The sequence below is a fragment of the Arthrobacter sp. Ld5 genome (genome assembly GCF_051172775.1).
In the GTDB taxonomy this organism is placed as follows: domain Bacteria; phylum Actinomycetota; class Actinomycetes; order Actinomycetales; family Micrococcaceae; genus Arthrobacter_D.
The window spans coordinates 99453-124208 of sequence record NZ_JBPKBO010000024.1 but is presented as its reverse complement, the minus strand read 5'-3'; the positions used below and the strand labels follow the sequence as shown (position 1 = coordinate 124208).

21 protein-coding genes and 1 riboswitch are annotated in these 24756 nt (G+C 70.2%); of the genes, 8 read left to right on the top strand and 13 right to left on the bottom strand.

Going from position 1 to position 24756, the window contains the following annotated elements; genetic code table 11:
- The first annotated feature begins 5 nt into the window (after positions 1–5).
- Positions 6–1445 carry a phytoene desaturase family protein gene (locus ACSGDB_RS13530; protein ID WP_434995367.1) on the top strand — a complete coding sequence of 480 codons (1440 nt, stop codon included), beginning with the start codon at positions 6–8 and terminating at the stop codon, positions 1443–1445.
- A 3-nt stretch (positions 1446–1448) separates the two neighbouring features.
- On the opposite strand, the gene ACSGDB_RS13525 is transcribed toward ACSGDB_RS13530, so the two are convergent.
- Both ACSGDB_RS13525 and ACSGDB_RS13520 read right to left on the bottom strand, forming a co-directional pair.
- Entirely contained in the window at positions 1449–1850 is a 402-nt protein-coding gene (locus ACSGDB_RS13525; protein WP_434995366.1) for a DUF7793 family protein, read from the bottom strand.
- A gap of 72 nt (positions 1851–1922) precedes the next feature.
- On the bottom strand, positions 1923–2708 hold the full coding sequence (locus ACSGDB_RS13520; RefSeq protein WP_434995365.1) for a class I SAM-dependent methyltransferase: 786 nt from the start codon (positions 2706–2708) through the stop codon (positions 1923–1925).
- A gap of 120 nt (positions 2709–2828) precedes the next feature.
- On the opposite strand from ACSGDB_RS13520, the gene ACSGDB_RS13515 reads away from it, so the two are divergent.
- The gene (locus ACSGDB_RS13515) at positions 2829–5108 is read left to right on the top strand and encodes a putative bifunctional diguanylate cyclase/phosphodiesterase (RefSeq protein ID WP_434995364.1); all 2280 of its coding nucleotides are present in this window, start codon (positions 2829–2831) and stop codon (positions 5106–5108) included.
- A gap of 102 nt (positions 5109–5210) precedes the next feature.
- Positions 5211–5999: a response regulator gene (locus tag ACSGDB_RS13510; protein WP_434995363.1), complete on the top strand. Its 789-nt coding sequence runs from the start codon at positions 5211–5213 to the stop codon at positions 5997–5999.
- Here ACSGDB_RS13510 and ACSGDB_RS13505 read toward each other — a convergent pair.
- From ACSGDB_RS13505 to ACSGDB_RS13495, 3 genes are all read right to left on the bottom strand, one after another.
- Positions 5969–6313, bottom strand: coding sequence for a hypothetical protein (locus tag ACSGDB_RS13505; protein ID WP_434995361.1), 345 nt, complete (start codon positions 6311–6313; stop codon positions 5969–5971). The two genes, ACSGDB_RS13510 and ACSGDB_RS13505, sit on opposite strands and share 31 nt — an antisense overlap.
- Positions 6314–6519: 206 nt before the next feature.
- Positions 6520–7551, bottom strand: a complete 1032-nt coding sequence (locus ACSGDB_RS13500; protein WP_434995359.1) for an LLM class flavin-dependent oxidoreductase — start codon at positions 7549–7551, stop codon at positions 6520–6522.
- A 157-nt stretch (positions 7552–7708) separates the two neighbouring features.
- A complete protein-coding gene (locus ACSGDB_RS13495) occupies positions 7709–8752 on the bottom strand; it encodes an SGNH/GDSL hydrolase family protein (protein ID WP_434995358.1) in 1044 nt (347 codons plus the stop codon).
- A 216-nt stretch (positions 8753–8968) separates the two neighbouring features.
- Positions 8969–9072, top strand: a riboswitch (glycine riboswitch).
- Between the two features lie 152 nt (positions 9073–9224).
- Between ACSGDB_RS13495 and gcvP the strand changes: the two genes are divergently transcribed.
- From gcvP to ACSGDB_RS13475, 4 genes are read left to right on the top strand one after another with little or no spacing between them, the layout of a single operon-like run.
- A complete protein-coding gene (gcvP, locus tag ACSGDB_RS13490) occupies positions 9225–12068 on the top strand; it encodes an aminomethyl-transferring glycine dehydrogenase (RefSeq protein ID WP_434995357.1) in 2844 nt (947 codons plus the stop codon).
- Between the two features lie 7 nt (positions 12069–12075).
- On the top strand, positions 12076–13209 hold the full coding sequence (gcvT, locus tag ACSGDB_RS13485) for a glycine cleavage system aminomethyltransferase GcvT (RefSeq protein WP_434995356.1): 1134 nt from the start codon (positions 12076–12078) through the stop codon (positions 13207–13209).
- On the top strand, positions 13206–14579 hold the full coding sequence (locus ACSGDB_RS13480; RefSeq protein ID WP_434995355.1) for an L-serine ammonia-lyase: 1374 nt from the start codon (positions 13206–13208) through the stop codon (positions 14577–14579). Before gcvT ends, ACSGDB_RS13480 begins: the two co-directional genes overlap by 4 nt.
- A gap of 6 nt (positions 14580–14585) precedes the next feature.
- A complete protein-coding gene (locus tag ACSGDB_RS13475; protein WP_434995354.1) occupies positions 14586–15395 on the top strand; it encodes a methylenetetrahydrofolate reductase in 810 nt (269 codons plus the stop codon).
- 11 nt (positions 15396–15406) lie between these two features.
- Here ACSGDB_RS13475 and ACSGDB_RS13470 read toward each other — a convergent pair whose 3' ends face one another.
- Together ACSGDB_RS13470 and ACSGDB_RS13465 are read right to left on the bottom strand one after the other, a co-directional pair.
- Positions 15407–15850, bottom strand: a complete 444-nt coding sequence (locus ACSGDB_RS13470; protein WP_434995353.1) for a MarR family winged helix-turn-helix transcriptional regulator — start codon at positions 15848–15850, stop codon at positions 15407–15409.
- A 116-nt stretch (positions 15851–15966) separates the two neighbouring features.
- Entirely contained in the window at positions 15967–16800 is an 834-nt protein-coding gene (locus ACSGDB_RS13465; protein ID WP_434995351.1) for an alpha/beta fold hydrolase, read from the bottom strand.
- 103 nt (positions 16801–16903) lie between these two features.
- On the opposite strand from ACSGDB_RS13465, the gene ACSGDB_RS13460 reads away from it, so the two are divergent.
- On the top strand, positions 16904–17632 hold the full coding sequence (locus ACSGDB_RS13460; protein WP_434995350.1) for a response regulator: 729 nt from the start codon (positions 16904–16906) through the stop codon (positions 17630–17632).
- A 56-nt stretch (positions 17633–17688) separates the two neighbouring features.
- Here ACSGDB_RS13460 and ACSGDB_RS13455 read toward each other — a convergent pair whose 3' ends face one another.
- The 6 genes from ACSGDB_RS13455 to ACSGDB_RS13430 form a co-directional block, all read right to left on the bottom strand.
- Positions 17689–19047, bottom strand: coding sequence for a NosD domain-containing protein (locus ACSGDB_RS13455; RefSeq protein ID WP_434995347.1), 1359 nt, complete (start codon positions 19045–19047; stop codon positions 17689–17691).
- A gap of 73 nt (positions 19048–19120) precedes the next feature.
- A complete protein-coding gene (locus ACSGDB_RS13450) occupies positions 19121–20113 on the bottom strand; it encodes a glycosyl hydrolase family 32 (RefSeq protein WP_434995346.1) in 993 nt (330 codons plus the stop codon).
- A gap of 27 nt (positions 20114–20140) precedes the next feature.
- Entirely contained in the window at positions 20141–21220 is a 1080-nt protein-coding gene (locus ACSGDB_RS13445; RefSeq protein ID WP_434995345.1) for a LacI family DNA-binding transcriptional regulator, read from the bottom strand.
- 79 nt (positions 21221–21299) lie between these two features.
- A complete protein-coding gene (locus tag ACSGDB_RS13440; protein WP_434995344.1) occupies positions 21300–22139 on the bottom strand; it encodes a carbohydrate ABC transporter permease in 840 nt (279 codons plus the stop codon).
- On the bottom strand, positions 22136–22990 hold the full coding sequence (locus ACSGDB_RS13435) for a carbohydrate ABC transporter permease (protein WP_434995984.1): 855 nt from the start codon (positions 22988–22990) through the stop codon (positions 22136–22138). The genes ACSGDB_RS13440 and ACSGDB_RS13435 overlap by 4 nt, the downstream gene beginning before the upstream one ends.
- A 226-nt stretch (positions 22991–23216) precedes the next feature.
- Positions 23217–24560 (bottom strand): ABC transporter substrate-binding protein, encoded by a 1344-nt coding sequence (locus ACSGDB_RS13430; RefSeq protein ID WP_434995343.1) that lies wholly within the window; start codon positions 24558–24560, stop codon positions 23217–23219.
- Positions 24561–24756: the final 196 nt, after the last annotated feature.

Genomic DNA, 24756 nt, shown 5'->3' with positions numbered 1-24756 from the left:
AAGCCATGGTTGATGTCGAGGTCGTCGGCGCCGGTCCCAACGGACTCGCGGCCGCCGTCGTCATGGCGCGTGCGGGCCTGTCCGTGCGGATCCACGAGGCCGCGCCGACCATCGGCGGCGGGTCCCGGTCCATCGAGCTCATGCAGCAGGACCACCTCCACGACTTCTGTTCGGCCGTCCACCCGATGGCCCTCGCGTCGCCGTTCTTCCGGTCCTTCGAGCTGAGCCGCCGCATCGGGTTCGCGGTCCCCGAGGTGTCCTTCGCCCACCCGCTCGACGGCGGACGGGCCGGCGTCGCCTACCGCAGCCTCGCCAGGACGGTCGAGGGCCTCGGCGCGGACGGGGAGGCGTACCGGCGGCTCCTGGAGCCGCTCAGCGACCGCGACCGGGACGTCCTGGCGTTCACCCTCAACCACGTGGTGCGCGTCCCGAAGAAGCCGGAGGCGGCCGCGCGGTTCGCGCTCGCTGTCCTCGACCAGGGGCTGCCGTGGTGGAACCGCCGCTTCAGCACCGACGAGGCGAAGGCCCTCGTCACGGGTGTCATGGCGCATCCCGTGGGCACCCTGCCCTCGCTGACCGGGGCCGGTGCGGGCCTGGTGCTGAACCTCCTGGCGCACACCGTGGGCTGGCCCATCCCCGTCGGCGGATCGCAGTCCATCGCCGACGCCCTGGCGCTCGACGTACGGCAGCATGGCGGGCAGATCGTCACGGACAGCAGGGTCGGAACACTCGCGGAGGTGTCGGACGCGCGGGTGGTGCTGCTCGACGTGGCCCCGAAGACCTTCCAGCGCATGTCCCGGGGGCGCCTCCCGGCCGCCTACGAGACGGCCCTGAACGCCTTCACGTACGGCAACGCCGCCTGCAAGGTGGATTTCATCCTGTCGGGGCCCGTCCCCTGGAGCCACCCGGAACTGCACCGCGCCGGGACCGCGCACCTGGGCGGGACGCGGGAGGAGATCGCCGCCGGCGAGCAGCAGGTCAACCGCGGCATCCACCCGGACAGCCCGTACGTGCTGCTCTCCCAGCCGTCGTCGTTCGACCCGACCCGGGCCCCCGAGGGCCGGCACACGCTCTGGACCTACTGCCACGTCCCGCGGGGTTCGACGCGGGACATGGCGGAGGCGGTGACCGCGCAGATCGAGCGGTTCGCGCCCGGCTTCTGCGACGTCGTCGTGCAGAGCCACACGACGACCGCGAGCGAGCTCGAGGGCTACAACGCCAACTACGTGGGCGGCGACTTCAGCAGCGGGGCGGTGAACCTCCGCCAGATCGTCGCCCGGCCCTTGCCGTCCCTCCAGCCGTGGGCGACACCGATCAAGGGGGTCTACCTCTGCTCGCAGTCCACGCCGCCCGGCCCCGGGGTGCACGGCATGGCGGGGTTCAACGCGGCGCGCCTGGCGCTGCGGCGCGAGTTCGGGCTGGGCGTGCCGGCCCTCGGGCTGTGACCCTCAGGCGCTCTCCGGACGCTCCTGTGCACCGCTCGTGGCCTGCAGCCAGGCGACCGCGAGGTGGCGCGAGGTGAAGAACCGCGTGGGACAGGGCGGGGAGTTCACGCCGAGGAAGAAATTGGCGATCATCCTGTCGACGGGGGACGAGCCCAGCAGGGCTATCCGCGACGCCGCGCAGGGGATGGCGAACACTGCCCGGGCCTCGCGCGTCACCGTCCGCGTGGTCTCCATGTCCACCAGCATGGGGTGGCCCTCCGCCCCGGCAAGGGTGTTGACCGCCAGCATGGCGGCCTCGGCGTCGGCGGCGGTGATGGTGCAGTCCCGATCCCACTCCAGGTGAAGGATGCCGTTCGGCAGGAGATCCAGGCCCGCCTTGCCGCCGTCGATCCGTTGTGCGGGCATGCGCGCCTCCTCAGCAGACCGCTGATGCCTCCCGGACCGGCCGGCCCGGGATCCACCCCGTGAGACCGAGGATCAGCGAGTCCCCATCGTAGCGAAATATCCGGGGATGCCCGTGGTCCCGTCGCCGCCCATCGGCACGGCCTCGATGGTCACCGGCCCGTCGGCCACCACCTGCCAGGCCTCCCCGGGGAACGCCGCGCGGCGTTCCTCCGCGCCGAACCGCCCGGGCACCGGAATACCGCCGATGGCCTTGCGCAGCGGAGGCGGGATGCTGCCCGGGGCGGCACCGAGGCTCTGCATGTAGGAGAGCGGGTTCCCGCGGTAGTCCGTCTCCGTCAGGAGCACATGCCCCCGCCGTCCCACGACGGAGTGCAGGGTCTGCGCCAGCTGGAGGCGCTGCGGGCCCCGCAGCACATGGAACACGCCACGGACGAACACGTTCATGTCCCCGAACTCCTCATGCAGGGCGGGGCCCGTGGCGGGGTCGGTCAGGTCGACCGTGCGGAAGGAGACGTCGGGGGCGTCCCCGGTCTCCTGCCTGGCCCGCTGCACGGCACTCTCCGCGATGTCGACGCCGACGGCGGCAGGGAAGCGGGGCGCCAGCCAGCGCGTCCACCGCCCGTTCCCGCAGCCGACGTCGAGGACGGGGAGGGAGAAGTCCATGGAGGCCTCCATGGCCCGCGCGTACTGCTCCGCCTCGCGGCCGATGTCCGTGTCCCAGAGCACCTCGCCCTGCGTGCCGGTCGCGCGGACCCCGCTCCAGTAGCCCTCCCATGCCCTCGCCGGGTCCCGGGGAGTGTGCCGCGCCAGGAGCGCCACCTCGGGCACCATCAGGAGTTGACGGATGATTCGCAGCATACGTCGAGGGTACAGATGGGCCGTCCACAACAGGACCACCCAAGGATTTCCACAGGATGCGGCGAAGGAGGGGCCGATCGGCCGACCGGGCGCGGCGGCCTGCCTATGCTGGCTCGTGCCATGAACGCCATGGCCACCAGGGAGGACGGACACTCGATGCGGCGGAACACGCCCCGCGCCGCCGACACGGACCGGGACGAGCTGCGGGGCACCGCACGGGTCCTCACCGCCGTGATGGTGGGCCTGCTCACCGTCTACACCGCGGGCCTCCTCGTGGGGGACCCGGAGACCTTCGAGCCGCTCTCCGACGGCTGGCTCTGCATCCTGACCGAACTCGCCGCCGTGGCCCTGTGCATCGGCGCCGTGGTGCGGACCCGCGGCACCGAACCGCAGGTGCTGCTCGGTACCGGGGCCGTCGTCGCCTACACCGCCGGCGACGCCTACTACGTCGCATCGCTCGGGGGTGCCGACTCCCTCGGGTTCACCTCCCTGGCGGACGTGCCCTACCTCGCGTTCTACCCGCTGATGCTCGGGGCCCTCGCGGTGGTGCTCGTGCGGAAACTGCGTGGTCTCCTGTGGCCGGTCCTCCTGGACAGCCTCGTCGGAGCGCTCGCCGCAGCCTCGCTCATGGCTCTGCTGCTGGCGCCGATCCTGCAGACCGGCACCGCCGGAGGGACGGTGTTCGAGGTGGCCGTCACGGTCGCGTACCCGCTCCTGGACCTGCTGGTGGTCACGGTGGTGGGCGGGATCCTGGCGGCGAAGGGCCTCGACATCGGGCCGCGCTGGCCGGTCCTCATCGCCGGGATGATCCTCTTCTCCGCCGCCGACGTCGCCTATGCGCTCGGTCTGGAGGACTACAGCGCCGGTTCGATCATCGATGCCGGCTGGGTGGCCGGGGTGGTGGCCGTGGCAGCCTGGGTGGACGGCGCGGCGGGAACCGGACCGGGGCACAGGAGCCGCGGCGTCCCGGAGCTCGCCGCACCCCTGGTGTCCACCGCGTCCGCACTCGCGGTGCTCGTGATCGGCTCCCAGCTGGACATCCCGCTACTCGCGGTGGTCTTCGCGGCCGCCTCGCTGGGCCTGGCGTCGGTGCCCCTCGCCTTCCGGAACCGCATGCTCGTGGCCCTGGCCCGGACCGACGAGCTCACGTCACTGCCGAACCGCCGTGCGCTGTTGACCGATGTCCCCGACCGCCTCGCCGGCGGCGGTGCCGGTGCGCTGTTCATCATCGACCTCGACCGCTTCAAGCACGTGAACGACGCCCTCGGGCACGACGTCGGGGACGCGCTGCTCGTGCAGGTCGGACGGCGCTTCCGGCGGCAGCTGGGCCCCGGCGACCTGCTGGCGCGCCTCGGCGGGGACGAGTTCGCCGTCTTCCTCGCCGACGCGACGGAGGACGAGGCCGTCGCGACGGCGCAGCGGCTGGGCGCCGAACTCGCCAGCCCCGTGGAGATCGACACCGCCGCACTGCAGGTGAGCGCGAGCATCGGGATCGCCCTGACGCCCCGGCACGGCACCGACATCAGCCTGCTGATGCGCAAGGCCGACATCGCCATGTTCCGGGCGAAGACGCAGCGTACCGGCTTCCACGTGTACGACACCACGGACGACGACGACGGCGAACTGCGGCTGCGCACCGTCCAGGAGATCCGCACGGCGCTCGCGGGGGACCAGTTCGAGCTGTACTACCAGCCCAAGTTCCGCCTGGCCGACCACGCGATGACCGGCGTCGAGGCCCTCGTCCGCTGGAACCACCCCACCCGCGGTCAGCTGCCTCCGAGCGCGTTCCTGCCACTCGCCGAGGAGGCGGGCCTGATGCCGCAACTGTCCTCGCTCGTCCTCCGCAGGGCCGTGCGGCGCGTCGCCCGCTGGCGCGCCGAGGGACTGGACGTCGTCGTGGCCGTGAACATGTCGGGCTCCTGCATCCTGCCGTGCCTCCCGCACGAGATCCTCGGCCTGCTCGAGCAGCACGACGTGCCGCCGTCGTGCCTCATGCTCGAGATCACCGAGGACGTCCTGATGTCCACACCGACCGGGACCGCCGGGATCCTCGCGCAGCTGAGGGCCGCGGGCGTGCAGATCTCGATCGACGACTTCGGCACCGGGTACAGCTCCCTGGCCTACCTCCGGGACCTCCCCGTCGACGAACTGAAGCTCGACCGCTCCTTCGTCACGGCGATGGGCGGCGACGCGCGGGCCGGCGCGCTCGTCGGGTCGATCATCGACCTCGCGCACAGCCTGGACCTCCGCGTTGTCGCGGAAGGTGTCAACGGCGAGGCGACCCGGGAGGAACTGCTGACCCGGGGATGCGACTACGGGCAGGGCTTCCACCTCGCCATGCCGCTCCCGGGGCCCGACGTCGGGCCCTGGCTGGCAGCACGCCTGGCGGTGAGTCGCTGATGGCAGCGATCCTTCGGCGCCGACGCGGGAACCGACCGGAAAGTGCGCAGCACGGGTCCGATGCACTCGGTCCCTGCATCGAGATCTGGCAGGGTGTTAGCCATGACGACTGACCCCGACGCGCGTGTGGCGCTCATCATCGAGGACGACGCCGATGTGCGCCAGTTGCTGGTCATGACGCTCGGCATGAGCGGCTTCACCACGATCGAGGCGGAGAACGGGCGCCAGGGCGTCGCCCTCGTGCGGGAGCGCAGGCCGGACCTCGTGACGCTCGACCTGAACCTGCCCGACATCGACGGCGTGGAGGTGTGCCGCCAGATCCGCCCGCTGACGGACGCCTACGTCATCATGATCACGGCCCGGCAGGACGAGATCGACCGCCTCATCGGCCTCGAGATCGGGGCGGACGACTTCGTGGTGAAGCCGTTCAGCCCCCGCGAGGTCGGGGCCCGCGTGAACGCCATGTTCCGCCGTCCGCGGACCACCGTGCGGAGCATCTCCCAGCCGCTGCTCGACGCGGAGGCGGGGGACCGGACGCCGACGTCGGTCACGCCCCCGGCCGCGCCGGAACCGCCGGAGGGGGTGCTGACCCACGGATCGCTCACCATCGACACCGAGGGGCGGATCGCCCTGCTCGACGGCGTCGAGGTGCCGCTCACCCGGATCGAGTTCGACCTGCTGGCCACGCTCGTCTCCGGGCCCCGCAGGGTCTGGCAGCGCGAGACCCTGCTCTCGCGTATCTGGGGCGACGGCTGGGTCAACGACCAGCACCTCGTCGAGGTGCACATCCGGAACCTGCGGAAGAAACTGGGCGAGGACACGAAGGCACCGCGGTTCATCCGGACGGTGCGCGGCGTCGGCTACCGGATGATGCCGCCCAACGCCGACTGAAAGTCGGTCGCGAGGCTCCGCAGCCGGGCGACCTCCGCCCCGTACCGGGCGGGCTCTCCGACGCTCTTCAGGGCGGTGGACGACGCCTCCGCGAGCCGGCATGCGCCCACCATGGCGGCGCTGGCGTGGAGGCTGAGCAGGGCGACGACGGCGTCGTCCGTGGCGTGGGCGGCGAAGGCCGTCTCCACGGCGTCGATCCGTCGGGGGAGCATCGTGGCGAACAGCTGCAGGAATTCCAGGGCACCCGGCGGGTCGGAGAGTTCCTCTCCGAGGTTCTCGAGTGTCCGCCGGTCGAGCGCGGGAAGCTGTGCCACGTCGGTCCTGTCGGTCGCTGGTCAGGAGCGGCTCCCGGTCGAGCTGCCCGCCGGCTCCGGTGGACGGACCGGAACCGGCGGGAGGACCGCGGAGGAGTGTGCTCCTGGGTTCCACTCTGACCGGCGCCGTTCAAACAGGCCGTGGTCGAAGTGCGAAGGAAGACCGAAGAAAAGGCGAAGACCGGCTCGTCCCGGACGGGGTCCGCCTAGGCGAGCAGCTCCCGGACCATCGGGATGACCTTGGTGCCGTAGAGCTCGATGCTGTGCATGAGTTTCTCGTGGGGCAGCGGCCCGGCGCTGTACTTCAGGTCGAACCGGTCGATCCCCAGCGTCCGTGCCGTCGCGGCGATCTTCCGCGCGACGGTCTCCGGTGAGCCCACGTAGAGGGAGCCGGAGTCGGCCTCGTGCTCGAATTCCTCGCGCGTCGTCGGCCCCCAGCCGCGCTCGCGGCCGATGCGGTCGCGCATGATCCGGTTGTCCGGCCACAGTTCCTCCCGCGCCTGCTCGTCCGAATCGGCGATGTAGCCGGGCGAGTGGACGCCGATGGGCAGCGTGGGCCGGCCGAGCTGGTTCAGGGCCCGGTGGTAGAGATCCACGTAGGGGGCGAACCGTGCCGGGTCGCCGCCGATGATCGCGAGCATGAGCGGCATGCCGTACCGGGCTGCCCGCACCACGGATTCCGGGCTGCCGCCCACGCCGATCCACGTCTTCAGGTGCCCGCCCTCGGTCTTCGGGTAGACCTCGTGGTTCGTCAGGCCCGGGCGGGTGCTGCCGGACCAGGTGACGGGCTGCTCGGTGATCAGCTTCGAGAACAGGTCCAGCTTCTCCTCGAACAGTCGCTCGTAGTCGGAGAGTTCGTACCCGAAGAGGGGGAAGGACTCGGTGAAGGACCCCCGCCCGAGGATGACCTCCGCCCGTCCCTGCGAGGCGGCGTCGAGCGTGGCGAACCGCTGGTAGACCCGCACGGGATCGTCGGAGCTGAGGACCGTCACGGCCGACCCCAGGCGGATGCGCGTCGTCTGCCCGGCGATCGCCGCGAGCACGGTCTCGGGCGCGGAGATGGCGAAGTCGTCGCGGTGGTGCTCGCCGAGACCGATGAAGTCGACACCCACCTGGTCGGCGAGGACCGCCTCGGCAATCACGTTGCGGATGACCTGCGGGTACGGGACGGGCGTGCCGTCCTCACCGCGGGTGACGTCCCCGAAGGTGTCGAGTCCGAGTTCCAGTTCGCGTGCCATGTGATGCTCCCGTGGTCGGTGTCCGGGCCCACCATGGGCCTGCTGATGGAACCCGCTGTCCCCGGCGCTTATTCCATGCAAACGCATCTATCGGGCGTGGCCCCGTCCGCCGCGGCGTCGGCCGGGCAGCGGCTCCGCGGCGGTACTGCCCGGTGAGCTACCGCCGACCGTGCTGCAGGACCTCCGCCGCGCGGTCCGCCCGGGCGATGCTCGCCGGATCGGCGAGGTCGACGCCGGCCCGTGCCGCCGCGGCCCGCGCTGCCGGCGACGTGAGGTCGGGCAGGACGAAACGCTCCGGGACGATCCGGGCATCCTGCGCGGCATGCGCACGCTGGTCCCGGGCCAGTGCGGGACCGGACCGTTCTGCGGCCTGCAGCGTCGCCGCGGTGACGGCCAGCGGGGCGCCGGTCAGCGCCGGGCCGACCAGGGGCGCGTAGCCGGCGGCATGGCCCGAGCGGTTGGGATGGTACGAGTCCGAGATGGGGCTGGAGAGGCCGTTCAGCCATTCGACGTCGTCGCACACCGCGTGCCCCTCGAACACGGCGGACGGGTCCCGGAAGGTGAATCCCGCCGCAGCAGCGGCCGTCGCCGTCGTCCGGTTGAGCAGGTCCGCCGTGGCGTTGAGGCGTGCCTCCTCCGTGGGTGAGAACCAGGTGGCCGCGTTGCAGTCCTCGCCGTTGAAGATCCGCGGGTACCCGGCCACGGTGACGGACGCCTGGGGCGCCCGGGTGCGGATCTGGTCGTACAGGGAGCCGAGACGCCCGGGGAGCTGGCCGGTGATGATGGCCTGGGCGCGGTCGATGGCCGCGGTGCAGTTGCTCATCCACGCGGGCTTGGCGCACTCGGTCAGGACGGCGACGAACGCGGCGTCGTTCCCGCCGACGCTCACGGACACGTACGACGTCGCCGGCGTCAACGCGCCCAGCTGAGCGGCCGCGACGTCGCTGATGGTGGCGCCGGAGCAGGCGCGGAAGTCCAGGGCGTACCCCCGGGCGCTCGCGATGAGGGCGGGGAACGCGTGGACGGAGCGCTGGCAGGTCGTCCCGTCCACCAGGTAGGCGCGCGTCCCGGTGCCCGAGGAGTACGAATCGCCGAGGGCGACGTAGGAGGCGGGCGCTGCCGTGGCCGGCGCCGCCGGCACCACGACGGCGGCGAGCAGGGCCAGGGAGGCGAGGGCGGAGCGGAGGCGCGGAATCGTCATTGATACTCCTGATGCGGATGAGACTGTCGTGGTCACGCTAGCCCGGAGGTGTCCGGCAGGGGGCGTTCCCGACGGCGTCATCCGCGGCACTCTTCCGCCGGAGCGGGGTGACGGGTAGGGTGCCGCCCCGGCGGCCGCGCCCTTTGCCTCCGCTCCGGCGCGCGCGGTAGGCTGTGGGGCGGCTCACATGCAGCGCCACCCAATTGAATACGCCACCGATCTGCAGCGGGAGAGTTCTGCTGGTGACCCACACACCGGCAGGCGCCGTAGGAGCAAATCCTCCCCAGGAATCTCTCAGGCGAAGGTACCGCTGCGGCTAGGCAACTCTGGAAAGCAGCCCGGACGGCGTCCGTGCTCACCGACGGTGCAAGCAGGCACGGAGCCTGCGGAAACTCTCAGGTCCCCTACAGAGCGGGGAGGAATCCGACCAGGCCCGCGCGCCCGCGCACCTCATCCGACGTACGGAGTTCCCATGACTGCCTCCCCCGACATCGCGTCGACCTTCGCCGACCGCCATATCGGCCCCCGCACCTCGGACGCCGGGCGCATGCTCGAAGTCCTCGGCTACCCGAGCCTCGACAAGCTCGTGGATCTGGCGGTCCCGGCCAGCATCCGACTCAAGGGTGCGCTGGACCTCCCGGGGGCCCTGAGCGAGACCGAGGTCCTGGCGCAGCTCCGCCGGATCGCGGGCCGGAACAGGACCGCGGTGCAGATGATCGGCCAGGGCTACTTCGACACCGTCACGCCCCCGGTCATCCGACGGAACGTCCTCGAGTCGCCGGCCTGGTACACGGCCTACACGCCCTACCAGCCGGAGATCTCCCAGGGCCGCCTCGAGGCGCTCCTCAACTTCCAGACCATGGTCCAGGACCTCACGGCCCTCGACATCGCCAACGCCTCGCTGCTCGACGAGGCCTCCGCCGTCGCGGAGGCCGTCCTCCTCATGCGCCGATCCGGGAAGAACAAGGGCCGCACGGTGATCGACGCCGATGCCCTCCCGCAGACCGTCGCCGTCGTCCGCGGCCGCGCCGAGGCCCTCGGGTTCGACGTCGAGGTGGCGGACCTCTCGGCGGGCCTGCCCGACGGCGACATCAACGGCGTGGTCCTCCAGCAGCCCGGCGCCTCCGGCGCCCTGCGCGACCAGACGGCCGTCATCAGCGCGGCGAAGGAGCGCGGCGCCCTCGTCACGGTCGCCGCCGACCTCCTCTCCCTGACCCTCATCACGGCGCCGGGAGAGCAGGGCGCCGATATCGCCGTCGGGTCCGCGCAGCGCTTCGGCGTCCCGCTCTTCTTCGGCGGCCCGCACGCTGCCTACATGGCGGTGCGCAAGGGCCTCGAGCGGATGCTGCCCGGCCGCCTCGTGGGCGTCTCGAAGGACGCCGACGGCGCCCCCGCGTACCGTCTGGCGCTGCAGACCCGCGAGCAGCACATCCGCCGCGAGAAGGCCACGAGCAACATCTGCACCGCGCAGGCCCTCCTGGCGATCGTCGCCTCGATGTACGCCGTCTACCACGGGCCGGAGGGGCTCACGGCGATCGCGCGCACCGCCCACCGGCGCGCCGTCGCCCTCGCCGCGGCGCTCGAGCACTCGGAGGCGACGGTGGTGCACGCCGCGTTCTTCGACACCCTCCTGATCCGGGTCCCCGGCAGGGCCGCCGAGTTCGCGGACGCGGCCGAGGCCGCGGGCTACAACCTCCGCCGCGTCGACGCCGACCACCTCGGGATCTCCTGCGACGAGACGACGACGCCGGAGCATGTCGCCGCCGTCGCCGCCGTCTTCGGCGGTACCGTCGGGGAGAGCGCGGGCGAGCGCATCCCCGCGGACCTGCACCGGACATCCGCGTTCATGACGCACCCGGTGTTCTCCCTGCACCGCTCGGAAACGGCGATGCTGCGCTACCTGCGCCGGCTCTCGGACCGGGACCTCGCCCTGGACCGCACCATGATCCCCCTGGGCTCCTGCACCATGAAGCTCAACGCGACGGTCGAGATGGAGTCCATCTCCTGGCCCGAGTTCGCGTCCATCCACCCGTTCGCGCCGGACAACCAGACCGAGGGGTGGCGCGAGCTGATCACGGACCTCGAGGACCGGCTCGCCGAGATCACCGGGTACGCCCGCGTGTCCCTCCAGCCCAATGCCGGCTCGCAGGGCGAGCTCGCGGGCCTCCTCGCCATCCGTGGCTACCACCGCTCGCGCGGGGACGAGAACCGGACCATCTGCCTCATCCCGTCCTCGGCCCACGGCACCAACGCGGCGTCCGCCGTGCTGGCGGGCATGAAGGTGGTGGTCGTGGGGACGGCGGCCAACGGCAACATCGACCACGACGACCTCCTCGCGAAGATCGAGCAGCACGCGGCGAACCTCTCCGCGATCATGATCACCTACCCCTCCACCCACGGGGTGTTCGAGGAGGACGTGCGCTGGGTCTGCGAGAAGGTCCACGAGGCCGGCGGCCAGGTCTACATCGACGGCGCGAACCTCAACGCGCTCGTGGGGCTCGCGCAGCCGGGCGAGTTCGGCGGCGACGTCTCCCACCTGAACCTCCACAAGACCTTCTGCATCCCGCACGGCGGCGGCGGGCCCGGCGTCGGCCCCGTGGCCGTCGCCGCGCACCTCGCGCCGTTCCTCCCCGGTGACGCGAACCGGGACATCGCGACGGACGGCGGAGAGGGTGGAGCGCCGGTCTCCGGGTCCATGTACGGCTCCGCGGGTGTCCTGCCGATCTCCTGGGCGTACATCGCGCTCATGGGCTCCGAGGGCCTCACCAGCGCCACGGCGCACGCCCTGCTCGCCGCGAACTACGTCGCGGCCCGCCTGACCGAACACTTCCCCGTGCTCTACACCGGGGTGCAGGGCCTCGTGGCCCACGAGTGCATCCTGGACCTCCGCCCGCTGACGGCGGCCACCGGGGTCACGGCCGAGGACGTCGCCAAGCGCCTCATCGACTACGGGTTCCACGCCCCCACGCTGTCCTTCCCCGTCGCCGGGACCCTGATGGTCGAGCCGACGGAGTCCGAGGACCTCGCCGAACTGGACCGCTTCGTCGACGCCATGATCGCGATCAGGGGTGAGATCGACCGTGTGGCGTCGGGCGACTTCAGCCTCGAGGAGAGCCCGCTCCGGCAGGCACCGCACACCGCGCGCGCCCTCGTCGCCGACGACTGGACGCAGGCCTACCCGCGCGAACTCGCCGCGTACCCGTTGCGCTCGCTGCACCACGACAAGTACTTCCCGCCGGTGCGCAGGATCGACGGCGCCCACGGCGACCGCAACCTCATCTGCTCCTGCCCGCCCATCGAAGCCTTCGAAGACTAGGAATCCCATGAGCGAGCAGAGCAAGCACACGGCCCTGTACACCCGCCACGAGGCGCTCGGGGCGTCCTTCACCGACTTCGGCGGGTGGCAGATGCCCCTGAAGTACCGGAGCGAACTCGAGGAGCACCATACGGTCCGCCGGGCCGCCGGGCTCTTCGACCTCTCCCACATGGGCGAGATCCTCGTCAGTGGCCCCCAGGCGGCCGCCTTCCTCAACTACGCCCTCGTCAGCAACCTCGCGGTGATCGCCGTCGGGAAGGCCAAGTACTCGTTGATCTGCACGGCCGACGGCGGGGTGATCGACGACCTCATCACGTACCGGCTCGCCGAGGACTCGTTCCTCGTGGTGCCGAACGCCTCCAACGCGGACGCCGTCGCCGAGGAACTGCGGCAGCGCGCCGCGGGCTTCGACGTCGCCGTCGAGGACCAGTCGGACACCACGGCCCTCGTCGCCGTGCAGGGCCCCACGGCCGAGGCCGTCCTCCTGGACCTCGCGCGCCCCGAGGACGCGGCGACCATCCGGGACCTGAAGTACTACGCGGCCGCCGAGGTGGAACTCGCGGGACTCCCCGTCCTGCTGGCCCGCACCGGGTACACGGGGGAGGACGGCTTCGAGATCTACGTCGGCACGAGCTTCGCGGTGCGCCTGTGGGACGCCGCCCTGGCGGCCGGTGCCGCCCACGGACTCCTGCCCTGCGGCCTGGCGGCCCGTGACTCGCTCCGCCTGGAGGCCGGCATGCCGCTGTACGGGCATGAACTCGGCCTCGACACGAACCCCTTCGAGGCCGGTCTCGGCCCCGTCGTCAGCATCAAGAAGGCCGACGACTTCGTGGGCCGGGACGTGCTCGAACCCCTCAAGGCCATCGAGCCCGCCCGTCGCCTCGTCGGTCTGCGCGCCGTCGGGCGCCGTTCCGCCCGCGCCGGGTACGACGTCGTCGTCGACGGCACCACCGTCGGGACCGTCACGTCCGGACTGCCCAGTCCCACCCTCGGCTACCCGATCGCCCTCGCCTACGTCGACGCCGCGCACGCCGCCGTCGGCACCGAACTGCAGGTGGACCTCCGCGGCCGTCCGGAGCCCTTCACCGTGACCCCCACGCCGTTCTACCGGCGTGAGAAGCCCGCCGGTGCACCGCAGTGACCATCAGCGCCTTCGACCTCTTCAAGATCGGGATCGGCCCGTCCAGCTCACACACCGGCGGCCCGATGACCGCCGCCTACCTGTTCACCGACCGGCTCCGCGCGGAGGGACTGCTCGACGGCGTGCACCGCGTGCAGGTCGACCTCTTCGGCTCGCTCGGCGTGACGGGCCACGGCCACGGCACGGTGAAGGCCGTGCTGCTGGGTCTGGAGGGCGACCAGCCGCATCTCGTGGATGCCACCTCGGCGGACGCCCGCGTGGCCTCCATCGGCGAGTCCCGGTCCCTCTGCCTCGCCGGTGAGCTCCGGATCGCCTTCGATCCGGAGACGGACGTGCTGCTGCATCGCCGCCAGCGCCTGGATTACCACACCAATGGCATGCGATTCTCGGCATACACCGGCGAGGGAGTAGTTATTCTTTCTCGGGAATACTTCTCGGTCGGGGGCGGATTCGTCCTGGACGAGGACGAGATCGGCTCGGAGACCGCTGCCGTGGAGCCCATCCCGGTGTCCCACCCGTTCGACACCGCGGACCAGCTGCTGGACCTCTGCCGGCGGACCGGTTCGTCCTTCTCGGACGTCGTCCTCGCCAATGAACTCGCCTGGCGATCGGAGGCCGAGGTCAGGGAGGGGCTGCTCGGGATCTGGTCCGTCATGCAGGACACCATCCGGCGCGGCACGACCACCGGCGGCATCCTGCCCGGCGGTCTGGGTGTCCGGCGCAGGGCTGAACGGCAGCGCCAGCTGCTCGAGAGGGTCGACGATCCGACCGACCGCCTCGGCACGATGGAGTGGGTGACGCTGTTCGCGCTGGCCGTCAACGAGGAGAACGCCGCCGGCGGCCGCGTCGTCACGGCACCCACTAACGGCGCGGCGGGCATCATCCCGGCGGTGCTCAAGTACTACGTGGACTTCGTCCCGGGGGCCGACGACGACGGCGTGGTCCGGTTCCTGCTCGCGGCGACCGCGATCGGCTCCCTGTTCAAGAAGAACGCGTCCATCTCCGGCGCGGAGGTGGGCTGTCAGGGCGAGGTGGGATCGGCGTGCGCCATGGCCGCGGGAGCGCTGGCCGAAGTGCTGGGCGGCACGCCGGAACAGGTGGAGAACGCCGCCGAGATCGGGATCGAGCACAACCTCGGCCTGACGTGCGACCCCGTGGGCGGGCTCGTGCAGATCCCGTGCATCGAACGGAACGCCGTCGGGGCGATGAAGGCCATCACCGCCGCGCGGATGGCCGTCCGCGGGGACGGGCAGCACCATGTCTCGCTCGACGTCGCGATCAAGACCATGCGCGACACCGGCGCCGACATGATGGACAAGTACAAGGAAACCGCGCGCGGGGGACTGGCCCTGAACGTCGTGGAGTGCTGAGCATCCGTGCCTGACCTGCCGGTCCGGATCGAGGTCGTCCCCGGCGCCGGCCTCGAGGACCGGCTCCGGGCCCACCTGCCCGCCCCCGCCGTCGTCACCGTCACCTGCCTGCCGCACCACGGCCCGGGCGAGACCGTGGACACCGCGGTACGGCTCGCGGAAGCGGGCTACACCGCCGTCCCACACCTGGCCGCGCGTTCGGTGGCCGGCCGGTCCGACCTCGCCGGGTATGTCGCGCGGTGCATGGATGCGGGGATCCGGGACGTCTTCGTGATCGGCGGGGACGCTGCCGACGCCGCCGGACCCTACACGTGGAGCGGGCCGCTCATGGAGGATCTCGCGGACCTCTCCGGCGGGACATTGCGCCAGGGCGTCGCGGTCTACCCCGAGGGGCATCCAGCCAGCACGGACGAAGAGCTTCTGGGGACGCTGCTCGCGAAGCAGGGTCTGGCGTCTTGGGGTGTCACGCAGCTCTGTTTCTCCCCGGACACCCTGCGCGCCTTCGTGCCGCGGCTGCGTCGCGAGGGGGTCACGCTGCCGGTGTGGGCGGGCGTCCCCGGACCGGTCCGCGTCGGCCGCCTGCTGCGGCTGGCCGGCACGATCGGGGTGGGACAGTCCCTCGGCTTCCTCCGGCGCTCGGCCGGCGGGGCCGAGACCGGGTCCGTGGTCCGGCAGCTGCTGTCCTCGGCGTCCTACGACCCTGCACCGCTGGTGGCGGCGCTCGACGGCGCGGGCTATGAGGGGATCCACCTGTACAGCTTCAACGACCTCGCAGGGCTCGCGCGATCAGGCCTGGCACGGCCGCACCGTGCGTGATGTCGAGGTCGTCAGACGGCGGTGACGACGGGCTTCTGCCGCTGCGGAGCGAGCTCCCCGATGATGCCGCGCAGGAGCCTACGGAGCTCGACGGATTCCAGCCCCTCACCGATCATCAGCGACCGCTCGATGTCCTCGGCCTTCGCGAGCGCCTCGATGCCGGCCTGGGTGATCGTGATGCGCTGGCTACGGCGGTCGACGCTGTCACGGATGCGGGAGATGAAGCCCTGGCGCTCGAGCTTCTCGATGGTCTTGCCGATCGTCTGGGCCTGCACGTGCACGGCGAGCGCGAGCTTGGCACCCGTCATGGTGCCCGTACGGGACAGTACGCCGAGGGTGGTGTAACCCGCATGGGTGATCCCGATGTCCAGCAGCCTCTCGTTCCACGCGTGATCCACGAGGCGTGCGGCGGTGGTGAGGAGGCGGCTGGTCGACCACTCTTCCAGTTCAGACATGCGATCTTCCTCCCGAAGACTTGGGGACACCCGTTGGTGCTGGGCCGCGCCGGCGAGGCGTGGTGTCGTCGCAGCCGATCGGAGGTCCGGGGACGGGATCGGCTGCCTTGTATCCACTATGCGCTGTGATGTTCAAGTTTTCCCGACGTCTCCTCCGAAGCTTCAGGCAAGAAAGTCGTGGAGGTCGTCCGCCCTCGCGTGCTAAAGGCGACGATCTCGGCCGCGACCCGGTCCGCCGCAGAATGCTGCACCACGTGCGGCTGGCCGGGGATCTCCACGAGTTCGCCGTCCTGGGCGCGCGCGACGAGCTCCTCGCACCACCGTCGTCGTGCCACGAGGTCCCGCCCGCCCCGCATCACCAGGACCGGGCACTGGAGGCGCTCGACGGCGCGCTCCAGCGGGTAGTCCATCATGGGGCGCACCTGGCGCAGGTACCAGCGCGTCCCGGTCTGCAGATAGTCCCGGCCCACGATCAGGTTGGCGGACGGGCTCTCGCGCAGCGTGTCGTGGGCGAGGGAGACGGCCTGCTGGAAGACAGTGCGGCGGAGCCGGTCCACCACCGGGCCGATCAGGACGACGCGCTCCGCCAGGGTCGGCGACTGCAGGGCGGCCTCCGTGACGAACTGCACGCCCATCGAGTGGCCGATCAGCGTGCACGAGCGGATACCGAGCAGACCGAGCGCTTCGACGATCAGGGCTGCATGGTCCTCGACGCTGAGCGGTGTCCGCGGCCGCGGGTCCGGCCCGTAGCCGGGGAGGTCCACGGCGTGCACGACGGCGTCGGCCGCGAGTTCGGCCCGCAGCCGGTCGAGGTAGTGGTGGGTCATGCCGAGTCCGTGCACGAGGACATAGGGGGCGCGCGGCGAGCCGGGGGACACGGGCCCCGGGGTGGTGCGGATTCGGAGGGTGAAGCGTCCCACCTGGACGGTCCGGAGCGTGGTCGGCTGCATCCGGGCAGTTTACGGCCACTTCTCGGTACTGCCTCGCGTGCGGCTCCCGGGGGCCGGGAAATCCTGGCCCCCGGGCGGCGGCATTCTGTGAAAGTCTTGATTCATGTCCGATGCCCCCTCGCAGCGCTCCGCGCTCGTCGTCGAGGACGATCCGGACATCCGCGCGTTGCTGGCGACGACCCTCCGCATGAACGGATTCGCGGTCCTCGAAGCGTCCACGGGGTTCGAAGGCCTGGCCGTCCTGAAGGAGCACCGGCCGGATCTCATCACCCTCGACCTGAATCTGCCGGACCTCGACGGCGTCGAGGTCTGCCGTCAGTGCCGGGCCGTCAGCGACGCGTACATCGTGATGGTGACCGCCCGGCAGGACGAGATCGACCGGCTGATCGGGCTCGAGATCGGCGCGGACGACTTCATCGGGAAGCCGTTCAGCCCGAGGGAGTTCTCGGCGCGCGTGTCCGCGATGTTCCGCCGCCCCCGTACCGGGCAGCCCGAGCGCTCCGAGGCGCCGCGCGACGACCTGCTCCGGCACGACGGGCTCACCATGGACGTAGAGGGGCGCATCGTGACCCTGGCGGGCCGGGAACTGGCGCTGACCCGCATCGAGTTCGACCTGCTCGCGACGCTCCTGGCCGGCCCGCAGCGCGTCTGGACGCGGGAAGCCCTCCTCGACCGCGTGTGGGGGGACGGATGGAGCCAGGACCACCACCTCGTCGAGGTGCATATCCGCAACCTGCGCAAGAAGCTGGGCGAGGACATGAGCAACCCGCGCTTCATCCGTACGGTCCGCGGCGTCGGCTACCGGATGATGCCGGCCGGCGCGGGGCGCTGAGCCCCACCACCGGAACGCCATCCCGCGGTCGAGCACCAACCGGTGTTCCACGGAGGTCAGGAACCGACTTGTGCCGCGCCCCACGCACCGATTGTGGGGGTGGCCCTGACGGCGTTGACGGTCCTGTCCGCGAGGATCTCGGTGTCGTTGCCGGAATCGAGGATGGTGTTTCGTGCGGACCCGGGGTCGACCAGGACCGTCGTGACAGCCCGGTCGTCCGAGTTCTCGGTTGTCAGCAGGGCGTCGACCTGTGCCTCGAAGCAGGACTCGCTCGACGCGGCACGGACGTCAAGCGACACCGCATGGTTGGTGGAGACGAAGTTGCCGGTCCCGGTGTTGAGCCGGATGATCACCGGCGTCGCGCCCGCCGGCCGGAGGTCCCGGGTGTCGATGACCTGGGAGAAATGGTTGCCGATGATCGAGTTGTTGCTGCCACTGATGGAGAGGAGTCCCTCGAGGTCGTCGCGGCCGTTGTCCACACCCTGGAAGGGCGTCCAGGGTTCCTGGTCCCGCAGGAAGTGGTTCGTGGCGACGAGGTTCTCGGAACTGTTCTCCCCGAGGATCAGCATGCCCGGGTAGAACGAGTGCAGGCGGTTGTTGGTGACGCTGGAACGCGTGACGCCACTGAGGTGGACGCTGCTCGCGCCCCGGGGGAAGACATTGTTCGCGGTGATGAGGAGTCCGCCGTGGTTCTCGGCGTAGATCGAGTGGCCCCTGGGGCCCGCCCCGATGAGGTTGTCGGTGATCTTCGAGGCCTGCCCCCAGCCGCGCAGCTCGATGCAGCTCCCACATTCGGCGATGAAGTTGTCATGGACCGAGAGCGCGTCTGCGTTGTGGATCGTGAGCGCGTTCTCGAGGTAGATGAAGCCCATGCCGTTGATGCGGAACGAGTCGTTGGCGCTGGCGACGTGGATGCCGGTCTTGCCGTTGACGTAGGTGTTCTCGGCCGGCACGTCCGATCCGTCCGCGGTGAAGTGCAACCCGTCGATGCAGAAGTCGACGAACTCGACCGAACTGATCCGCGGGCTCCCGCTCCGCTCGACGTGGAAGGCGGCGCCCCGGGAGCCTGGCCGGTCGAGGGGGAGGTCCACGATGACGCGGCTTCCGCCGGGCCACAGCTCATGGAGGTCCGGCCATTCGTCCGTCAGGGCGTTGAATCGGATGCTCGAGGACGTGAAGCCGTGTCCCATGCCCTGGATCCGAAGGAAGCTGATGTCGATCACCACCTGCGTGCGCAGGTGGTAGTCACCGGGCGGGATGGTGATCACCGCGCCGGGCTTCCCGCCGTCGTTGGAATCGGGGTCGGTCTGCCGGGCCTTGATGTCGGCGATGATGCTGTTGAGCACCGCACCGATGTCCTCGGAGGCGTTCCCGACCGGCCATGTGGTCACGTCGTAGCAGTTGTCGCTCGTCATGGGGTCTTCCCTCTGTTGTGTCGTGGTCGGTCGTTCGTCATGCCGGCGGCGAGGGCGCGCACCATCAGCGGCGCTACCGACGGACGACGTCGACGTATCGCCGATCTTCCGCAGGTGGGTGATGGGCACCCGTCAGGGTGAGTCTGCCGTCGACCCAGGACACCGGTTGCGGGTCGGTGATCCTGCCCACGAAAGCGCCCGCATCATCGGTGTTCTCGAACGCGAGCATCTGCCACCGGCCCGAGCGGTCCTGGATGAGCCGTCCTACGTAGAGGGACTGGTCGGCCACGAGGTACGCCTCCGTGATGTCGAACGGCCCGACCGGGCCCGGGGCGTTGACGGCCCAGATTCCGCCGCGTTCCTGCGCTGTCTGCCGTTCCGTGGCCAGCTCGGATCCGAGGCAGGAGAACAAGAGCACGGTCTGCCCGTCGATCACCTCGGCCTGCAGGACCTCGAGTTGCCCGAACCCGCTGTCGGGGCGGCTGAGCGGAGGGAGGACCTCCCAATGCGTCAGGTCGGGGGAGAACGCGTGCCCGACGACACCGCGCTGGTCGGGGCCACCCGCCGCGGCTCGTGCGGTGATGAGCATGTCCCACCCGGCGCCGTCCGCACTCCGGGCGACCCAGGGGTCGCGCCATGCCTCATCGGGCCATGAACGCTCGGCCAGTTTCTCGTAGTGCGAGCTGTCCGCCTCGAGCACCAGGTCCGTGCGGGTCCAGGTGAAGAGATCGGCAGAGGTGGCGCTGCCGATGCGCTGGATGAGTCCCTTCCCCTCCCGGTTCACACCGGTGTAGAACATGTGCCACAGTCCGGCGTCGTCGCGGACGATGGAGCCTGTCCAGGTGGCGAGGTCGTCGAACGCAGGTCCGTCGGATGGCACGAGGGCGTCGGCGTGCTCCTCCCAGGTGTACAGGTCCGTGGAGGTGGCGTGACCGATGGAGGCGCGCCAGTGCCGGCGGTCGGGGTCCTGCAGGGCCCGGGAGGCCTTGAGGAAGAAGAGGTGGTACCGGTCGCCGTCGTCGGCGAACCAGAAGTCCCACACCCAGGAGGAGCGTAGTTCGAACATGGGTGTCCCTATCTGATCGGTCTGTATCTAGTCGGTGAGTGCGGCGTCGCTGCCGCCAGGTGGTGAATCGTGGGGAGGTGCGACGGAGTCGCGCCGGACGAGCGGGCAGGCGAGGATCGTGGGTTTGTCGGCGAGGAGCTTCTCCTCGTCGTGGCCCTCGATGAGCCGGATGAGCGTCTGGACGGCCCAGGCTCCCATCTCGTAATGGGGGAGGGCGACGGTGGTGAGGCCCGGGTGCAGCCCTTCGGCGATGAGGGTCTGGTTGTCGAACCCGACCACCGACAGCTGCCCGGGGATGCTGAGCCCGAGTTCGTTGGCGGCCCGGTAGGCGCCCATGGCCATGCGGTCGTTGTAGCAGAACAGGGCCGTGGGGCGGCCATCGCGGGCCAGGAGTTCCATCGCCGCCTTGTATCCGCCTGCTGCCTCGGACTCCTGCGCCGCAACAAGGCTCGGATCATAGGTGATGGCTGCTGCCCGAAGGGCGTCCCTGTAGCCCTGGAGGCGCCCGTGGGTGGCGGGGACGTCGTCGGTGTTGGTGACGAACCCGATGCGGCGGTGTCCGGCGTCGACGAGCGCTGTGACGGCTGTCCGGGCGCCCCCTTGCTCGTCGGGGATGGTGCAGGGGACGAGCCCGGTCCTGTCCGTGGAGTCGATGAGGACGGCCGGGATCTCGAACAGACGCGGGGGCAGGGAGACGGCGCGGTGGTACATCGTCGCGTACAGGATGCCGTCCACCTGGCGTTCGAGGAGGGCATCGACGTCGCGCCTCTTGGACTGCGTGTTCGCGTCCTTGTCCGTGTTGATGATGACGAGGGTGTAGTCGTGCTTTCGCGCTGTCTCCTCGGCTCCCTTGATGATCATGCCGGCGTGCGGCGTGGTCGCGATGTCCTCGCTGAGCAGGCCGATCATCGCCGAGCGCTGGGTGCGCAGGCTCTGGGCCATCCGGTTGGGCCCGTACCCGAGACTGGCGGCGGCGTCCCGCACCTTCTTGCGGGTCTCGTCGCTGGCCCGGGCGTGGGGGGTGTCGTTGAGGATGTGCGACACCGTGGTCACGGACACTCCTGCTGCCGCTGCGACGTCCCGTATGCCGACCGTCTTTCGTGCCATGTGCGTCCCCTGTCGTAGTGGTGCTGATGCTATGCCGTGGTCCCGGTGCGAAGGCCGCCTGTGCAGCGGCCGCCCGGGCTCAGCCCTTGACCGCGCCGAGGGTGAGACCGGCGACGATGTGCCGCTGGAGGACCAGCGTGAGCAGGACCACGGGGATCGAGTACAGGGCAGCGAGGGCGGTCATGGAACCCCAGTCGAGGCCGAACTGGGTCTGGAAGTTCGCGATGACGATCGGGGTGGTCTGGGCCCTGACCGCGGTCAGGAGCAGGGAGAAGAGGAACTCGTTCCACGACGCGAGGAACGCGAAGATCGCCGTCACCGCCACGCCTCCGGAGACGACCGGCAGCACCACCCGGCGCAGCGCCCCCAGGCGGCTGCAGCCGTCGATCTTCGCCGCCTCGTCCAGTTCGTCCGGCACCGCGTCGAAGAAGCTCGTCATGAGCCAGATCGACAGGGGCAGGGACAGCGTGGTGTGCGCGATGGCGAGGGCGAACGAGGTGTCGGCGATCCCGAGGTCCCGGAACAGGGAGACCAGCGGGACGCCGACGACGATCGCCGGGACCATCCTGCAGACCAGGGCGACCAGGATGAAGACCTGCCCACCCGGGGTCCGGTACCGGGTGATGGCGTACGCCGCCGGCACCGCGAGGACGAGGGAGATGACGGTGCTGAGTGCCGCGGTCACGGTGCTGTTGATGAAGGAGGCGACCACGCCCTCGCGTCCGAGCGCGGTGGCGTAGTTCTCCAGCGTGAACTCGGAGCCGAAGACCGTCGCCGGCACGGCGATGGTCTCCAGGGGGGTCTTGAAGGAGGTCAGCAGCAGGTAGACGAAGGGGAAGCCGTAGAGGACGGTGACCACGACCAGCAGCACCCACAGGATGGTGCGGGCGGTCTTCCCGCGGACGACGAGGCCGTTCATGAGCGATCACTTCCTGGGCGCCAGATGGCGTAGACGGCGACGACGGCGACCAGCAGCATGCCCAGCAGGTACATGGTGCCCATGGCGCTGGCGAGGCCGGGATCGCCGAAGCGTACGAGGGTCCGGTAGACGAGCAGGGACAGCGTCTCGGTGCTGCCCTGTGGCCCGCCGTTGGTCTGGATGAGGATGATGTCGAACGCCCGCGCGGCGTCGATCCCCCGGATGATGAGGGCGACGGCGATGACCGGCCGCAGCAGCGGCAGGATGATCCTGATCAGGATGGTGGGATAGCCGGCGCCGTCGATCCGGGCCGCCTCCAGCAGCTCTCCCGGGACGTTCTGCAGACCCGCGAAGAGGATCAGGGTGATGAACGAGGTGGTCAGCCAGATGTCCGGCAGCGCCACGGAGAACAGGGCGATGTCGGGGTTGCTGAGCCACTGGATCTGGTCGGTCCTCTGCAGGATCCCGACGCGGCGCAGCAGTTCGTTGAGGATGCCGAAGTTGTCGATGAGCAGGAAGCGCCACAGCAGGCCGGCCACCACGGGCGCGATCATGAGCGGATACATGAAGATCGTCCGGAAGACCCGCGATCGGTCACCCAGCGCCGAGAAGAGCAGGGCCACCGCCAGACCGAGCGTGAACTCCAGGGACACGACGATCACGGTGTACACGAGGGTCCGCCACGCGGCGCCGGTGAACGCGTCGGAGGCGAGGGCTGCCGAGTAATTGGCGAGTCCGATGAACTCGCGCCCGCCGCCGAAGGGCTCGATGGCGTAGAAGCTGTCCCGGACGAACTGCACCAGCGGCCAGCCGACGAAGACGGCGAGGAATGCGACGGCGGGGAGCATCATCAGGGCGGCGAACCGCTTGTCGGTGAGGCCCTTCTTCCGGCGGGCCGGAGGAGGGGCGGCCGGCGACGACCCTCTGCTGGACGGGTCGGACGCCCGGCGTGACGGGGTCGGAGCCCGCTGATCGGTTGCGTGCACGAGGTGAGCCTTTGCTGGGAAGAATGCGGAGGCGGGGCTGTGAAGCGTGGGGCAGTGGTGGCGGGCCGAGGGCCCACCACCACTGCGCCGGTTACTGGACGATGGCTTCGATCTGCTCTTTGGCGTCGTCGAGCAGCTGCTGGTTGTCGGCGCCCGGTTCGAGGGCCTTCTGCAGCATCGGGATGAGCGCCGAGTCGACGATCTCCTGCCAGTTCTCCGTCGCGGGCCGCGGCTTCGTACCCTCCGCCGAGAGTGTCTCCACCAGGGCGTCGAAGTGCTCGTAGCCCGGCTCGCCCTCGTACTCCTCGAACGCCGAGACGCGGGCGGCCAGGCCCAGCGACGAGTCGATGCCCATGGCGTTGTTGTCGTAGGCGAACTGCAGGAACTCGTTCGCTGTCTCCTGCTTGTCCGTGGTCTTCGGGATGGACAGGTACCAGGGTCCGGGGACGCCGGCGACGCCGCCCGGCCCGCCGATCATCGGAGCGGCACCGATCTTCCCGGCGACCGGTGAGTCCTCGGGGGTCTGCGGGTAGGCGTGGGCCCAGAAACGCATCATCGCCGTCTCGCCCTGGTAGAACAGGTTCTGCGCGCCGGCCCAGTCGATCTGCGCGGCCCCGGGAGGGGAGACTTCCAGGTCGTTGTTGAGGCCCACATAGAAGTCGAGGGCTGCGAGGTGGTCGGCGTCGTTGACGGTCACCTCTCCCTCGGGGCTCAGGACCATGTTCTCCGCGCCGGACTGGGAGACGGTGGCGAGCCATTCGGTCTCTACGGCGCCCTTGACGTCGGTGCCGTAGAGGTCGATTTGCCCGTCACCGTCGGTGTCCCTGGTGAAGAACTTGGCGACGTCCTCATACTGCTCCCATGTGGTCGGAGGGGCGAGGTCGTAGCCGTACTCGTCCTTGAAGGCCGACTTCTCGGCCGGGTCCTCGAACAGGTCGGTGCGGTAGAAGAGGATCTCGGAGTTGGTCCAGACGGGCATGCCGACGAAGTCCTCCCCGACCTGCGCCTCCTCGACCAGGGCCGGGAAGAGATCCGATTTCACCTCGTTCGTGAACATGTCGTTGAGGGGTGTCACGGCGTCGGCGAAGGTGGACAGCCAGATCGCATCGAGGGCCGCCACGTCGAAGGACGTGCTGCCCGAGGAGAACTCCGTGTTGAGTCGGTTGTAGAGGCCCTCGTAGGGGAGCTCGACGAACGTGACGTCCGTTCCGGTTTCCTCCGTGAACTTCTCCGCGACGCCCGTGAGCTCGGCCTTGCCGCCCGCTTCGACCAGGACCGTCAGGGACTCGGAGCCCTCCGCGGACTGCTGCCCGCCACCGCCGGCCCCGCACCCGGCGAGGGTGAGGGCGGACAGGACGGCTGCTGCGGACAGGAATGTCTTCGTGGTGCTGCGTGCTGCTGCGCCGGACGGGCGCCGGATGGCGAGGTGCTGCATGACAGGGACTCCATTCTGAGCTTCATTGCTAGGGGTGTGACAAAACGTTTTGCCAAAACGTCTTGGCGGTAAGAGTAGGGAGATAAACCAGCAGCGTCAAGACCTGAAGATCTTCATCGTCGGGAATCTGCACGGACGGGACGCCTCGCATCCTGGACGAAAGGGGGGAAACCAACCGAGGTCCCTCCGACCGGCG

Bases quoted from the DNA above. Each gene is read 5' to 3' on its own strand.
- gcvP (WP_434995357.1), top strand. From the start codon at position 9,225: ATGACTGCCTCCCCCGACATCGCGTCGACCTTCGCCGACCGCCATATC.
- ACSGDB_RS13460 (WP_434995350.1), top strand. From the start codon at position 16,904: ATGTCCGATGCCCCCTCGCAGCGCTCCGCGCTCGTCGTCGAGGACGAT.
- gcvT (WP_434995356.1), top strand. From the start codon at position 12,076: ATGAGCGAGCAGAGCAAGCACACGGCCCTGTACACCCGCCACGAGGCG.
- ACSGDB_RS13510 (WP_434995363.1), top strand. From the start codon at position 5,211: ATGACGACTGACCCCGACGCGCGTGTGGCGCTCATCATCGAGGACGAC.
- ACSGDB_RS13450 (WP_434995346.1), bottom strand. From the start codon at position 20,113: ATGTTCGAACTACGCTCCTCCTGGGTGTGGGACTTCTGGTTCGCCGAC.
- ACSGDB_RS13470 (WP_434995353.1), bottom strand. From the start codon at position 15,850: ATGTCTGAACTGGAAGAGTGGTCGACCAGCCGCCTCCTCACCACCGCC.
- ACSGDB_RS13440 (WP_434995344.1), bottom strand. From the start codon at position 22,139: ATGAACGGCCTCGTCGTCCGCGGGAAGACCGCCCGCACCATCCTGTGG.
- ACSGDB_RS13520 (WP_434995365.1), bottom strand. From the start codon at position 2,708: ATGCTGCGAATCATCCGTCAACTCCTGATGGTGCCCGAGGTGGCGCTC.
- ACSGDB_RS13530 (WP_434995367.1), top strand. From the start codon at position 6: ATGGTTGATGTCGAGGTCGTCGGCGCCGGTCCCAACGGACTCGCGGCC.
- ACSGDB_RS13495 (WP_434995358.1), bottom strand. From the start codon at position 8,752: ATGACGATTCCGCGCCTCCGCTCCGCCCTCGCCTCCCTGGCCCTGCTC.
- ACSGDB_RS13455 (WP_434995347.1), bottom strand. From the start codon at position 19,047: ATGACGAGCGACAACTGCTACGACGTGACCACATGGCCGGTCGGGAAC.
- ACSGDB_RS13445 (WP_434995345.1), bottom strand. From the start codon at position 21,220: ATGGCACGAAAGACGGTCGGCATACGGGACGTCGCAGCGGCAGCAGGA.
- ACSGDB_RS13430 (WP_434995343.1), bottom strand. From the start codon at position 24,560: ATGCAGCACCTCGCCATCCGGCGCCCGTCCGGCGCAGCAGCACGCAGC.
- ACSGDB_RS13515 (WP_434995364.1), top strand. From the start codon at position 2,829: ATGAACGCCATGGCCACCAGGGAGGACGGACACTCGATGCGGCGGAAC.
- ACSGDB_RS13525 (WP_434995366.1), bottom strand. From the start codon at position 1,850: ATGCCCGCACAACGGATCGACGGCGGCAAGGCGGGCCTGGATCTCCTG.
- ACSGDB_RS13435 (WP_434995984.1), bottom strand. From the start codon at position 22,990: ATGATGCTCCCCGCCGTCGCATTCCTCGCCGTCTTCGTCGGCTGGCCG.
- ACSGDB_RS13500 (WP_434995359.1), bottom strand. From the start codon at position 7,551: ATGGCACGCGAACTGGAACTCGGACTCGACACCTTCGGGGACGTCACC.
- ACSGDB_RS13465 (WP_434995351.1), bottom strand. From the start codon at position 16,800: ATGCAGCCGACCACGCTCCGGACCGTCCAGGTGGGACGCTTCACCCTC.